Origin of the sequence: Frankia sp. AiPs1 (assembly GCF_023716945.1) — a bacterium.
GTDB lineage: Bacteria > Actinomycetota > Actinomycetes > Frankiales > Frankiaceae > Frankia.
In genome coordinates this window covers 21,392-34,144 of record NZ_JAMQQF010000017.1, presented here as the reverse complement: position 1 = coordinate 34,144, position 12,753 = coordinate 21,392, and the positions used below count along the sequence as shown (strand labels likewise).

Annotated in this window: 12 protein-coding genes; 9 read left to right on the top strand and 3 right to left on the bottom strand. The window is 69.5% G+C overall.

Annotated elements, in window-relative coordinates; genetic code table 11:
* Positions 1-53: 53 nt before the first annotated feature.
* On the bottom strand, positions 54-773 hold the full coding sequence (locus tag ND748_RS04120; RefSeq protein WP_251744112.1) for a toll/interleukin-1 receptor domain-containing protein: 720 nt from the start codon (positions 771-773) through the stop codon (positions 54-56).
* Positions 774-1,896: 1,123 nt separating this feature from the next.
* Positions 1,897-2,373 carry a MarR family transcriptional regulator gene (locus ND748_RS04115; RefSeq protein ID WP_251744110.1) on the bottom strand — a complete coding sequence of 159 codons (477 nt, stop codon included), beginning with the start codon at positions 2,371-2,373 and terminating at the stop codon, positions 1,897-1,899.
* Positions 2,374-2,529: 156 nt separating this feature from the next.
* Between ND748_RS04115 and ND748_RS04110 the strand changes: the two genes are divergently transcribed.
* Positions 2,530-2,796 carry a hypothetical protein gene (locus tag ND748_RS04110; RefSeq protein WP_251744109.1) on the top strand — a complete coding sequence of 89 codons (267 nt, stop codon included), beginning with the start codon at positions 2,530-2,532 and terminating at the stop codon, positions 2,794-2,796.
* Between the two features lie 87 nt (positions 2,797-2,883).
* On the opposite strand, the gene ND748_RS04105 is transcribed toward ND748_RS04110, so the two are convergent.
* Positions 2,884-4,008 (bottom strand): ferritin-like domain-containing protein, encoded by a 1,125-nt coding sequence (locus ND748_RS04105; protein WP_251744107.1) that lies wholly within the window; start codon positions 4,006-4,008, stop codon positions 2,884-2,886.
* A 543-nt stretch (positions 4,009-4,551) separates the two neighbouring features.
* Here ND748_RS04105 and ND748_RS04100 point away from each other — a divergent pair.
* The 8 genes from ND748_RS04100 (at position 4,552) to ND748_RS04065 (ending at position 12,715) form a co-directional block, all read left to right on the top strand.
* Positions 4,552-5,910 carry a condensation domain-containing protein gene (locus ND748_RS04100; RefSeq protein ID WP_251744106.1) on the top strand — a complete coding sequence of 453 codons (1,359 nt, stop codon included), beginning with the start codon at positions 4,552-4,554 and terminating at the stop codon, positions 5,908-5,910.
* Between the two features lie 18 nt (positions 5,911-5,928).
* The gene (locus ND748_RS04095; protein WP_251744104.1) at positions 5,929-6,804 is read left to right on the top strand and encodes a diiron oxygenase; all 876 of its coding nucleotides are present in this window, start codon (positions 5,929-5,931) and stop codon (positions 6,802-6,804) included.
* Positions 6,791-7,054 carry a hypothetical protein gene (locus ND748_RS04090; protein ID WP_251744102.1) on the top strand — a complete coding sequence of 88 codons (264 nt, stop codon included), beginning with the start codon at positions 6,791-6,793 and terminating at the stop codon, positions 7,052-7,054. Before ND748_RS04095 ends, ND748_RS04090 begins: the two co-directional genes overlap by 14 nt.
* Entirely contained in the window at positions 7,047-7,925 is an 879-nt protein-coding gene (locus ND748_RS04085) for a hypothetical protein (protein WP_251744100.1), read from the top strand. Before ND748_RS04090 ends, ND748_RS04085 begins: the two co-directional genes overlap by 8 nt.
* A gap of 81 nt (positions 7,926-8,006) precedes the next feature.
* On the top strand, positions 8,007-9,080 hold the full coding sequence (locus ND748_RS04080; RefSeq protein ID WP_251744098.1) for an agmatine deiminase family protein: 1,074 nt from the start codon (positions 8,007-8,009) through the stop codon (positions 9,078-9,080).
* Between the two features lie 2 nt (positions 9,081-9,082).
* Positions 9,083-10,225, top strand: a complete 1,143-nt coding sequence (locus ND748_RS04075; protein WP_251744113.1) for an ornithine decarboxylase — start codon at positions 9,083-9,085, stop codon at positions 10,223-10,225.
* A 91-nt stretch (positions 10,226-10,316) separates the two neighbouring features.
* Positions 10,317-10,979: a GNAT family N-acetyltransferase gene (locus ND748_RS04070; protein WP_251744096.1), complete on the top strand. Its 663-nt coding sequence runs from the start codon at positions 10,317-10,319 to the stop codon at positions 10,977-10,979.
* Between the two features lie 53 nt (positions 10,980-11,032).
* Positions 11,033-12,715: a pyridoxal-dependent decarboxylase gene (locus tag ND748_RS04065; protein ID WP_251744095.1), complete on the top strand. Its 1,683-nt coding sequence runs from the start codon at positions 11,033-11,035 to the stop codon at positions 12,713-12,715.
* The last annotated feature ends 38 nt before the right edge of the window (positions 12,716-12,753 follow it).

The window sequence follows — 12,753 nt, the reverse complement described above, 5'->3', positions numbered from 1 at the left end:
TAGCCTGACCAGGCACACCACGAGAAACCACACGTAGGCTGTTCATCTCCGGCTTACACGAAAATCGTGACAGGCTCGCGGGCCAGCGCGGCGAGGCCGCTCACAAGTCCAGTGGAGGTCGTCGCGTCAACCCACCACACCAGCGAGTACTCGGCGGCGTACCGCCAGACGTATTCAACAGCCAGCTGGGTCTTGCCGACTCCGCCGGCACCGTGCAAGGCACCGACGGCGATGCGGCTATCCCCGGCCAGCCGGTGGTGAAGCGCGTGCAGGTGCTGGTCGCGGCCGGTGAACAGCATGTTCCGCGCCGGGACTGGCCCCCAGATATCCGGCAGCCGGCCCGGAAACACCGCCGTCGCCCCCGCATGGCGCGGGAAACCGGATGATTGGCGGGCCGGACGGGTCAAGCCGACAGCTTCCAACAGCTTGCGTCGGGCAACCGGCTCGTCCACATCGTGCAGGTCCCGGCAGGTGATCGTGCCGAGAACGGCCGGGAGCGCGCAGTCCTCGATCCGCACTGGGACCAGCTTCTTCCCAGCGAGGGCCCCCGTCCATTCCTGCGTGCACCAGTGCGAAGCGAAGTAGCCGTCCGAGCAGATGGCCACCGTGCGGCTGGCGGTGGACATCTGTTCGCTGATCCAGACGACGAAGTTCTCTCCCGTCGGCGAATCCCACGCCTGGAGCGTCGTCGTCAGGCCGGCAGCTTCCAGCACCTCGGCGACCCAGGTCGCCCACGCCTCATCCGCCCCCGTGTAGGAGACGAACACGTCCACCCCCGGCGGCAGCGAACTGGCCACGCCGTTCACGGGATCCACCGCGTCCACACCTGACAGCGTGCCACAAAGAGCCACCAGACGTGGCTACATCTCACCCAGGGCTGAAGGGAGCGACCTGGATGATTGCTCACGTCAGGAATTCACTGGTGTGCGCGGTCCGCGAACAGTGCCGTCCCGGCCCAATAAACCGACGTGTCCTCGTGAGCCGAGCCTCAGCAGGCACAAGACGGCCGATGGCCGCGGTGAGGTCTGGTGCCCTTACCTGGTCGTCCACGTCGGCCATGACCGTGTTGACCGCGTAGCGAGGCGAGGTGCCTGGCATCGAGGGAAACGGCCTCACTCTCGGCTCGGGCAGTACAAGATCGTCGTCGATGTCGGCGCCGACCGGCACATCACCCCGTTCGGTCACGGTAGAGCCCCTGGCGCACCCGCATCGGGAGCAGAAGCGCGCCAGGGGCCGCTCCCGCGTCCGCCCGGGACCTGTTGCACATGCTTACGGCAGACCTCCGCTAGGCCTCCACCTGAGCCGTCTGCTGGCGTAAGGGGACCGAGAGCAAATCGGCCGTATCCACACGTTCCTCAGGAGCCCTATTCGCCTTTTCGGGCATGCGATCTGTGGCCAGATCTATCGATAGCCCGTCCGTTGATAGCGTTCGTCGGCCTCTTCCGACTCGCGCGCGGCTTGAGCGCAGGACGGGGCAGGTCGAGGCACGAACCCATGCCCGATGAGGGCCTCTGTGAGCCCGACTCGGGGGCCAAGATCGCGAGAAAGCTGTACCGCCGGTGTACCTCGCTGACCAGGTATTTCATCCAAGATCGCATTGAGCTGCACCCGCTTGGGAGCCTGGCCAGCGGGAAGGACTGGGACGGCTCGCCGCAGCCATGCGTGACTGCATCCTCACTCGCTGGTCCGCACCTCAATCCCTGCCCGCGCGACGACCATGAAAGCGTCCGGGCCGGTGCCGGTGCTGGACTCCCGCGCCAAGTGGCCATCGGCCGGACGGCGCCGTGTACGTGACCCAGCCGAGGTGGCGCCGGATCGCGAGCGTCCCGCAGCCGTCCATGCGGCAGCCGTCCGGCCAGGACCGTTGTGCGCCGGGGTCCGATGTTCTTGTGGGCGTCAGCGGGCCGGGACCTGGCGGGCGGCCTCGATGATCCGGGTGAGTGCGCCGTGCAGCTCCTGCAGGTCGGTGACCTCGACGCCCAGCCGATCGACGACGGCGTGGGGGATCTTCAGTGCCTCCTGTCGCAACGCGCTGCCGGCCGGGGTGAGTTCGAGCGTCAGCAGGCGCTCGTCGACGGCGGCCCGGCGCCGGGACACGTAGCCCGCCGACTCCAGCCGCTTGAGCAGCGGGGAGAGGGTGGCCGAGTCCAGCAGCAGGGCGGCGCCGAGGTCCTTCACCGAGCGCGGCGAGCGTTCCCAGAGGGCCAGCATCACCAGGTACTGGGGATGGGTGAGACCGAGGGGCTCCAGCAGCGGCCGGTACACCCCGATCACCAGCCGGGACGCGACCGACAGGGCGAAGCACACCTGCCGGTCCAGCGCGAGGGGGTCCTCCTCGAGGTCCTCGCCGATATTCACGTTGTCCTTGAGCACGGGCCGCTCCCTCCCGTCGTGGCGTGCGTCATGGTTCAGGATACCTGGCACGTAGACGAAGCAATCGCGTACTATTCATATGTGCACGAAACGATCGGACGCCAGGGCTCGGCCGGCCACGCGACAGGCGCGGCGACCGACGAGGGAGGGCGACGGATGAAGCGTCAGGACAGCACCGTCGGCGCGACGGGCCGGGTGGCGGCCGGGGCGGCGGAGCGGCCCAGCCGCTTCTACCGCTTCCTGCTGAGCATCATGGGGCCGCCGCAGCTCGGCTCGCTCGACGCGCCGCCCCGCCCGGCGCCCCCGCGGGTGGACATCTGCCGCAGGTGCGGGCAGCCCCGCGACGCCCACGAGCTCGAGCGGCTTGCCGACCACACCGCGTCGCGCTGCCCCGTGGAACCCGTGGAGCCCGCGCGGTCCTGATCTTTGCGCCGGGCCGTGTGCACTCGCCCCCCGGCACGGGTGCGGTGATCTTGCGTCGGGCCGCAACCGGTGACCGTGGGCAGCGCGCTAGGCGGGGTCTGGGAGCTCCCGCCCGGCGGCGATGGTCGCCTGGACCTCGGCGATACGCCATTCCTCCTCGGCCCGCAGTCGTTCGGCGTCGAGCACGTCGGCAGCGTCCTCGTCCTGCGCCATGAGCTGGTCCAGATTGGCGTCGCCGAGCTCGAAGACGCCCATGTCGAGGTACGCCTGCTGGAGCCGCGGGCCCCACAGCCCGATGTCCTTCACGCACGGCACGATCCGGGCGAACAGCAGCGTCCTGAAGACCCGCATCAGCTCGGAGGCCTCGATCAGCTCCTTGGCCTCCGCCGTGCGCAGGCCGAGGTTCTCCAGGACCTCGACGCCCTGGATCCGGTCGCGCATCAGGTAGCAGCCCTCGATGACGAACTCCTCGCGTTCCCGGAGCTCGGCGTCGGAGAGCTGGCGGTAGTAGTCGCGCAGCGCGATCCGGCCGAAGGCCACGTGCCGGGCCTCGTCCTGCATGACGTAGGCAAGCAGCTGCTTGGGCAGCGGCTTCGTCGCGGTGTCGCGGATCAGGCCGAAGGCGGCGAGCGCCAGGCCTTCGATGAGCACCTGCATGCCCAGGTACGGCATGTCCCACCGGGAGTCGCCCAGGCTGTCGGCCAGCAGCCCCTGCAGCTTGTCGTTGATCGGATAGAGCAGGCCCACCTTCTCGTGCAGGAATCTGGTGTAGATCTCGACGTGTCGGGCCTCATCGACAACCTGGGTGGCGGAGTAGAGCTTCGCGTCCAGACCAGGTGAGGTTTCCACGATGCGCGCCGCGCAGATCAGCGCGCCCTGCTCACCATGCAGGAACTGGGAGAACTGCCAGGCGGCGGAGTGCCGGCGCACCTCGGCGCGGTTGGCCGCGGACATGCGGTCCCAGTGCGCGCTGCCGTAGAGGACGTTCGTCTCGTCGGGAACGCCGACCGGGTCGTAGGGGTCGACCTCCAGCTCCCAGTCGATCCGCCTGGTGGCGTCCCACTGCCGGTCCTTTCCCTTCTGGTAAAGGTCCAGCAGATGGCCGCGTTCGGGGTCGTATTCCCAGGTGAAAACGGGTCGGCCGGCCGCGTCGGCGGCCCAGCTGTCCCCGTCGGTGGGCTGGGTGCAGGTGTAGAGATCCTTCGTGGTCACCAGCAGTGCTCCCTTCGTGGTGGCCCGATCATGCTGCCGGGTGTTCTCTCGGTGGCGGTGGACGGGGCCGACCGATGCCGCGGGGCGCCCGCGGACCGCGGTTCCACCCGGCGGCGGCAGAACCCGACCACAGAATCACGGATCTGCGACGGAAACCGTCAGCATCGGCAATTCGGATCCGTCGCGACCGCCGCCCGTCGGAGAATGCTCGCAGTCGGCCGGTATGGCTATACGGAACTCCTTATCGACCCATAGGTGGACATGATTGTGCGACATCAGGGTCAGATGAACTACGCTGGGCGGCCACGGAGTTTACCGGCTGGATACCAGCAGGCCGCCGGCAATCAATCCACTGGTCGGTCCGCCCACTGTCAAGCGATGGTCGCTTTTCGTATGGATCGATCATTTCCGGGCGATCAATGATGGCCGGCCCCGGCTGGCGATGCGACACTGCTCACTGCTGAGGACGCGACGGTGTATGACGGCGCCATTTTCGGTGCCTTTCGCGCCGGGCGACGGAGCGCGGGAAGAGGTGCTGTCTTGTTGGCCGAAATCAGGTGCGCGCCGTTCGAGGGTGCCCGCAGCAGAAAAGCCCGGCTGACCTGGGGCCAGCAGGAGATCCTGGACTTCGTCGAACGGGCGAGGCCGCAGGACTACCGGTACAACATCATCGGGACTCTGCTGGTTCCGCCGGAGTGGGAGCTGACCGAGGAGCGGTGCCTGCGGGCACTGTCGTTCTTCCTGTCCCGGCACGAGTCGCTGCGGACGGTCTTCCCGACCGACCGTGCCGGCCAGGTCTGGCAGGAGGTGCAAAGCCGCGGGTCACTGCCGGTGCGGATCGTTCGTACCGCTCGTTCCCGGGTGGCCGAGCAGGCCGGCGCGCTGCGGGATGACTTCGCCACCCGGTGTTTCGCGTTCGCGCACGAACTTCCCGTGCAGGTGGCGCTGATTGTCGTCGGCGGTCGGGTGCACGGCATCGTCCACATGTTCTGTCACCTGGCGGTCGATCTGCACGGAGTCGGCTGTCTCGTGGACGAGATGACCGACTACTTCCGGCGGGGCGAGACCCTGCCGTCCCTGGCGCAGGACGCCCTGACACCGGTGGATCTCGCCGACTGGCAGGTCTCCCCGGCGGGAGCAGTCCGGCGCGACCGGACCCTACGCCATGTCGAATCCCTCTTCCGCGACAGGCAGCCGCTCGCGCTTCCGCCGGAAACGGACGACCTCCCGGGGCTCCCGCGATTCCGGCGGTTGCGCCTGCACTCGAAGGGCACCGAGGCCGCGGCCGGCCAGATCGCGCGGAAGCTCGGCGTGAGTAGCTCCGCGGTGCTCCTCGGCGGCATCGCGCTGCACCTGCGCGAGCTGACCGGCAGCAACAACGTGGATCTCCTGCTGGTCAGCTCCCAGCGTTTCCGCCAGAACGTGCGGAACCTGGTCGCGACACTGATGCAGGAGGCGTTCTTCGCGGTCGACCTGACCGGTGTCGACCTACCGGAGGCCATCCGCCGGTCCTGGCGGTCGGCCCTCATCGCCTACCAGAACTCGGGTTGCGACGCCGCCAGCATGAAACGCCTGCTGGCCGGTCTCGGGACCACAGCCAGAACTCCGCTTGCGCTCAGCTACTGCGTCAACGACCGGCGCCGGAACACCACGGACGTCGGACCCGTGCGGCCCGATTACGTAGACTCCGAAAGTCTCCTTCATGACTCCCTGTCGACCTGGCCGGAGGCCTTCGACCTGGTCATCGACGGCGACGGCGAACATCTCGAATTCGTGCTGACGTACGCGACCAGATATTTCCACGCCGCCGAGATGGAGAAGTTCCTACCCGGCCTCGAAGCCGCCCTCAGCCAGCTCGCGGACGCGTACACCCGTGACCGCGCGCCGGCCGCGCAGCGCTGACCGAGAGATTCTCGAACCATGACTGACGACGTCTTCACCGAAACGCTCGCCCGGCTCTCCGTCAAGTCGCGCAGCGACCACTACAACCCGTACACCAGGTTCTCCTGGCCAACCGAGGTGTCCACCGAACGCTGGTGGATGAGCCCGGAGTACCTCACCGTCCACGGCACCGGGCTGGTCGAGGACGAGAACGTGCTCAGGGCGTTGGCCCGACAGGAGACCATCAACCTGTTCAGCCTGCACGTCCACGGAATCCGCGATCTGATCAGCGCGGTGTGCCAGCGCATGCACACCCCCGGTTTCAGCGACTACAACGAGTACCTGCACCATTTCATCGGCGAGGAGAACTCGCACATGTGGTTCTTCGCGGAGTTCTGCGACCGGTATGCCGGCGGCCTCCACCCACCCACCGCCTTCCCGCTGCGGACGGACAGCCGAGGGGATCTCTGGGACGACGTCGCAACCTTCGCCCGCGTCCTGGTCTTCGAGGAGATCTTCGACTTCTACAACAGCCGGATGGGCCGGGACCCGCGACTGCCGGCCATCCTCCGCGACATCCACGCCGTCCACCATCGCGACGAAAGCCGGCACGTCGCCTTCGGTAAACCGCTGGTCCGGCGCCTGCACGAACGTGCGCGGGAGGCCGATCCCGGTCGGTGCGGCGAGATCGAGCGACACATCAAGGGCTACATGAGCTACTCGGTCCGCAGCCTCTACAGCCCGCGGGCATTCCGCGCTGCCGGGGTGCGCAAACCCCTGGAGACCCGCCGCCGGGCGATGACACATCCGGCCCGCCGAGCTTTTCACGCCCGCGCCCTGGCCCGGGTCAACAAGTACTTCGTGAACAGCGGGATTCTGCAGGCCGCGTGGGAGGACGACGATGTCCACAGCTGACAGCGAGTCGATGCGCACCGTGGTCGCCTTCCTGCGCAGATGCAGCGGGTCCACCGAGGAGATCGACGGCGACCGGGATCTGATCGAGGCCCGCATCCTCGACTCGCTCACTCTGGTGGAGTTCCTGCTGCTGCTGGAGGAGATCGCCGGAGCCCCGATCGACCTGGCCCGGATTGACGTCGACCTCCTGCGGACCCTCAACGGCATCGGCACCCTGATCGCGGACGCAGCCAGCGGTGCCCATGTCTGAGCAGACCGCCGTCGCGCCGGTGAGCGTCACCGCGGGGCTGGTGACCCTGGGCCCGGCGGCCGTCCGGCTCCGGACCGCCCTCGACGCCGTCATCGTCGGCTGGGCGGGCACTGCCGGCGCCACCGAAGTCCTCTACCCGCCACTGGTGCGGGTCGCCGACCTGGCTCGGTTCGACTATTTCGGCAACTTCCCGCACCTCGCCCTGGCCGCGGCGCCGGTCAACCCCACCGGCGCGGGCGAGCTGCCCCGGCACCCGGCGGCGCCGGGCACGGAGCTCACCGCCGGCCAGCTCGATGCGGCGCGCTTCGTCCTCCCGTCCGCCGCCTGCTACAACGCCTACCTCGCCCTGTCCGGGGCCCGACTCGACCAGCCGGTGAAGATCACGACGATCGCCCAGTGCTTCCGCCGAGAGGACGGTTACGAGGGGCTGCGCCGGCTGCACGGGTTCACCATGCGCGAGATCATCGCGGTGGGCGACCGCTGGACCGTCCGGGCTCACCTGTCCGCCTTCCGCGCGCTGATCCTCGATTTCGCGGAGTGTCTCGGCCTGACCCTGACCCCCGAGGCCGCCACCGACCCGTTTTTCGAGACCGGTGGCTCGCGGGCCGTCATGCAGCGGCTTTTCCCCACCAAGGAGGAGTTCGTCAGCGAGGACGGGCTGGCCGTCGCGTCCCTGAACTACCACCGGAACTTCTTCGGCGAGCGCGCCGACATCTTCTGCGCGGGCGCGCAGGCGTACACGTCGTGCGTCGCCTTCGGCCTGGAGCGGTGGCTGCACGTCCTCACCGTCCGTTTCCAGGGGGACTGGGAGGCCGCCCGAGAGGCGGTCGAGTCCTTCGTCCCACGGCGACCGGCGGGGGAGATGCGGTGACCTGGGAGACGCGGCGGCGGGGGAGACGCGGCGGCGGGGGAGACGCGGTGACCGGTGAGTTGCGGTGACCGGGGAGATGCGGTGACCGGGCCGCGGCTGCCCGCGGAATGGGAACCGCACGAGGCCTGCCTGCTCGCCTGGCCGACCCGGGAGTCGCTGTGGGGCGGCACCTTCGCGGCGGCCGAGCGGGAGTACGCCGCCGTGGTCCGCGCCATCGCCCGGTTCGAGCCGGTGACGCTGGTCGTCTCACCCGGGCGGGCCGAGCGGGTGCGGGCCCTGTGCGAGGTGCTCGTCGACACCGTGGAGATCCCGATGGACGACTCCTGGCTGCGCGCCTGCGGCCCGATCTTCGTGCACGGCCCCGCCGGCCGGGTCGGGGTGGATTTCCGGTTCAACGGGTTCGGCGACCGCTTCCACCCGCATGACCAGGACGACAGGGTCGCCGAGCGCCTCCTGCGCGCGCTGGGGGTGCCCCGCCGAGCCACCATGACGGTCCTCGAAGGCGGCGCGATCAGCGTCGACGGCGAGGGCACCCTGATCGCCACCGAGCAGTGCGTGCTGAACCCGAACCGCAACGCCCGCCTCGACCGACGCGATCTCGAGACCGAACTCGGCGCGCTGCTGGGCATCACCAAGGTCATCTGGCTGCCCTACGGGCACCTCGCCGGCGAGACGGACGGGCACGTCGATCACGTCTGCCAGTTCGCCGGACCGGGTCGGGTCGTCGTCGAGGCCGCCGACCCGACCCGCCCGGACCACCTCAGGCTGCGGGCCAACCGGACGGTGCTGGAGGCGGCCACCGACGCGGCCGGCCGACGCCTGCAGATCTTCGAGCTCCCGCCCCAGCAACTGATCAACTACTGCGGCCGGGACGGCGCGGTCAACTACGTGAACTTCTACCTCGCGGGCGGCGGCGCGGGCGGCGGCGTCATCCTGCCGACGGCCGCCACCAGGGCCGACGAGAAGGCACTCGCGGCCGCGACCGTGGCCTTCCCCGACCGCCAGATCGTCGGCGTGGACGCCCGGGCGCTCGCGCTGGCCGACGGCGGGATCCACTGCATCACCCAGCAGCTCCCCATCACCCAGCAGCTCCCCGCCGAGCGGGCGACGCCCCCGACCACCTCGCCGCACTCTCATCTGGAGGCTCCGCTGTGAGCATGGAACGCCTGCGGCGCTTCATCGCCGGGCCGCACGAGACGCCGTACAGCGTTCTCGACATCGGGCAGGTCCTCACCGCCCACGACCGCCTCCGGGCCTGCCTGCCCGCGACAGTCCAGTTCCCGGTCAAGGCCCAGCCCGACCCGGCGCTGCTCGCGGCCCTCGTGCGCCGGGGCAGTGATCTGGACGTCGCCTCCCCCCGGGAGGTGGACCTCGCCCTGGCCGCCGGCTGCCCACCCGAACGGATCTCCTGGGGCAACCCCATCCGCACCCGGGCCGAGATCGGCTACGCCCACGACCGCGGCGTGCGGACCTTCGTCGCCGACAGCCCACAGGAGGTCCGGCGCCTCGCCGAGCACGCGCCCGGTTCGACCGTCGTCATCCGCCTCGCGCACGACGGCAGCGGCAGCGAATGGCCGCTGAGCGGGCGTTTCGGCTGCGACGCCGAGCAGGCCGCCGTGCTCGCCCTCGACGCCGCCGGCCGTGGCCTCGTCCCGACCGGGCTGACCTGGCATGTCGGCAGCCAGCAGGGCGACCCCGGCCAGTGGGACACCGCCCTGGCGACGGCGGCGAAGGTGTGGGTGCGCGCGCAGGAGGGCGGCCTGAACCTGACGCTGCTGAACCTCGGCGGCGGCCTGCCCGGCACGTACCGCCGGCCCACCCCGGACGTCGAGACCTACGCCGAGGCCATCGTGACCGCCGTCCACCGCCATTTCGGCCCCGCCGGGCTGCCCGCGCTGACGGTCGAGCCCGGGCGCGGCCTGGTCGCGGACGCCGGGGTGACGATCACCCGGGTGAAGGCCGTGGTCACCCGGCCCGACGGCACCACCTACGTCGTCACCGACGCGGGGCTCTGGAACGGCGGACTCGTCGAAAGCCTCGGCGGCATCGAATACCGCATCACCGCACTCGACCATCCCGCCGGCGCCCCGACCCGGGCGGTCACGATCTGCGGCCCGACCTGCGACAGCGCCGACCAGCTCAGTGCCCGCGAGCCCTACCGCCTGCCCCGCTGCCTCACCGCCGGGGACCGCCTCGCGATCTGGTCGACCGGCGCCTACAACAGCACCCTGGCCGCCACCGCGTTCAACGGTCTGCCGGCCCTCACCCAGCACGTGCTGCCGGCCGGCAGCACGTGCTGACCGGCCGCCTCCAGCCACCCCGCCGCACACACCTGACGCGTTCCCGCGGCCACGCCCGGCCGTCGACTCACCCCGCGCAGAAGGAGCCGAGATGACCACACCGACGACGGAACCCGGCACCACGAGCAGACCAGCGAAGAACGCGATCCTGATCACCAGTACGCCGGACCTGGCGGCGGTGGTCGAGACCCTCACCCTGGCGTTCGGCCCCGACCCGATCCTGGACTGGGCTTTCCCCCGCACCACCGCGCACCGCGACCAGACGATGGCCGAGTTCTTCCGCATCACCACCGAGATGCTGCTCGAACACGGCGGCCAGGTCGGGGTGGCGCCTGGGTACTCCGCGGTCGCGGTCTGGTCGCCACCCGGCGAACCGGCGATGACCGGCGAGCAGGAGGCCCGGTACCACCAGCGTCTCACCGAGGCCTGCGGCGACTGCGGCGAACGAGCCGTCGCCCTGATGCGCGCCCTCGACGAGCAGCACCCGCCGGACCTGCCGCCGCACTTCCACGTCATGTTCACCGCCACCCGTCCCGAGCCGGCGGCGGTGGGCCGGGCCGTCCTGCTCGTCCGCGCCCTGCTGAGGATGGAGGCGCTCAGGGGCTACGGCGTGTACGCGGAGGCGTCGACCCCGCAGAACCGCGACCTGTGGCTGGAGATGGGCATGCGCCGAGTCGGTGACGAGATCGTGCTGCCGGACGGCGGCCCGTCTCTCTACCCCGTCTGGCGTGAACCGGATCCGTCGGCGGCGTGATCCCCGGCGCCGCACATGCCAGGCGACCACGGGGCGAGGACGAAGGAAAAGCCTTGAAAAACCAGGTGGACCCGGGCGCGGCCGACATTCCCTTCGGGCCGGCGGACGCGCCCTGGCGAAACTCGTTCAGCGATCTATCGCTGATCACCGAAATACCGGACGTGACCGCGCCCAGCAGCGACCCGCGGCAGACCTACGACGCCGTCACGGAAACCCCCTACGGCCGTTTCCAGCTTCCTGCCGGCGGGCTCACCGCGGATCAGTACACGGCGGCGGAGAACCTCTTCCGTTCCTGGCTGGAAGAGCGGTGCAGGATCTCGGCCGGATTCCAGATCAACGCCGACCTGGACTACCAGCAGCGGCTGAGTCGCTACCTCGGCCTGACCCTCAACAACGCGGGAGATCCCTACCAGACCGGCGCCTACACCCATAACTCGAAGATCCTCGAACGCGCGGTGCTCGACTACTTCGCGTCCCTCTGGAACGCCAAGTGGCCGCATCGCCGGGACGATCCCGACTCCTACTGGGGTTATTCGCTGACCATGGGCGCCAGCGAAGGAAACCTGTACGGCCTGTGGAACGCCCGCGAGTACCTCTCCGGGCGGCTCATGCTCCATTCGCCGCAGGGCAGCGCCGAACCCGCACCAGCCACCGGGCCGGACGGGGCAGGCAGGTCGGGTCCGAACGGCTACCACCCGGTCCTGTTCTTCTCGCAGGACACGCACTACTCGCTGACGAAGGCGACCAGGCTACTGGGCATCGACACGTTCCAGGACGTCGGCCGCCGCTGGTTTCCGGACGAGAACCCGCTGGCCCCGGGAACTCCCTGGCCCGGGGAGGTCCCGTCGGTCGGCGGCGCGGACGGTGACGGCATGATCGACTTAGATCGCCTCGCGGTGCTCGTGCAGTTCTTCGCATCCCGCGGCTTCCCGATCGTCGTCAGCCTCAACTACGGTTCGAGCTTCAAAGGCGCCTATGACGACGTGGCTACCGCGTCGAGACTGGTGCACGATATCTGCGCGAAACACGGTCTGGACGAACGCCCCGTCCACCGCGGCCACGGCCGTTCCAGCACCTTCGACCTGCGCACCGGCTACTGGGTACACGTCGACGGCGCGCTCGGCGCCGGCTATGTCCCCTACCTGGAGATGGCCCGTCGGGCCGGTCTGGTCGAGGCGGCGCCACCGGTTTTCGACTTCCGCCTGCCGACCGTGCATTCCATCACGATGAGCGGCCACAAGTGGCTGGGTGCGCCCTGGCCGTGCGGCATCTTCATGACCCGCACCAGATTCCAGATGATCCCGCCACGGGAATCGGAGTACATCGGCTCGTCCGACACGACCCTCGCGGGATCACGCAACGGCTTCTCGCCGCTGCTGATGTGGGACCACCTGGCACGCCACTCCTACGATGAGCAGATCCGCTGGGCGGCCGAATGCGACCGGATGGCGGCGTACGCCCACCGCAGCCTGCGCGCGCTGGAGAAGGAGCTGGACCTCGACCTGTGGGTGGCCCGCAGTCCGTTCTCGCTCACGATCCGCTTCCGCCGGCCCGCCGGCTGGCTCGTCCAGAAATACTCGCTGTCGTACGAGACGACCTACGCCGACGGCCGGCGTCGCGCCTATGCGCATCTTTACACCATGCGCCACGTCACCCGAGACCTGATTGACGAGCTGGTCCGCGACCTGCGGCGGCCCGACGCGTTTGCGGCCGGAGACTCCGTGGCGCAGGCCTAGTGCCACATTCCCGGGAACCGGATCCGTTGTCGCCGTGC

Excerpts from the sequence above, each read along its gene's own strand:
- ND748_RS04075 (WP_251744113.1), top strand. The coding sequence starts at position 9,083 with ATGGAACGCCTGCGGCGCTTCATCGCCGGGCCGCACGAGACGCCGTAC.
- ND748_RS04110 (WP_251744109.1), top strand. The coding sequence starts at position 2,530 with ATGAAGCGTCAGGACAGCACCGTCGGCGCGACGGGCCGGGTGGCGGCC.
- ND748_RS04085 (WP_251744100.1), top strand. The coding sequence starts at position 7,047 with ATGTCTGAGCAGACCGCCGTCGCGCCGGTGAGCGTCACCGCGGGGCTG.
- ND748_RS04090 (WP_251744102.1), top strand. The coding sequence starts at position 6,791 with ATGTCCACAGCTGACAGCGAGTCGATGCGCACCGTGGTCGCCTTCCTG.
- ND748_RS04070 (WP_251744096.1), top strand. The coding sequence starts at position 10,317 with ATGACCACACCGACGACGGAACCCGGCACCACGAGCAGACCAGCGAAG.
- ND748_RS04095 (WP_251744104.1), top strand. The coding sequence starts at position 5,929 with ATGACTGACGACGTCTTCACCGAAACGCTCGCCCGGCTCTCCGTCAAG.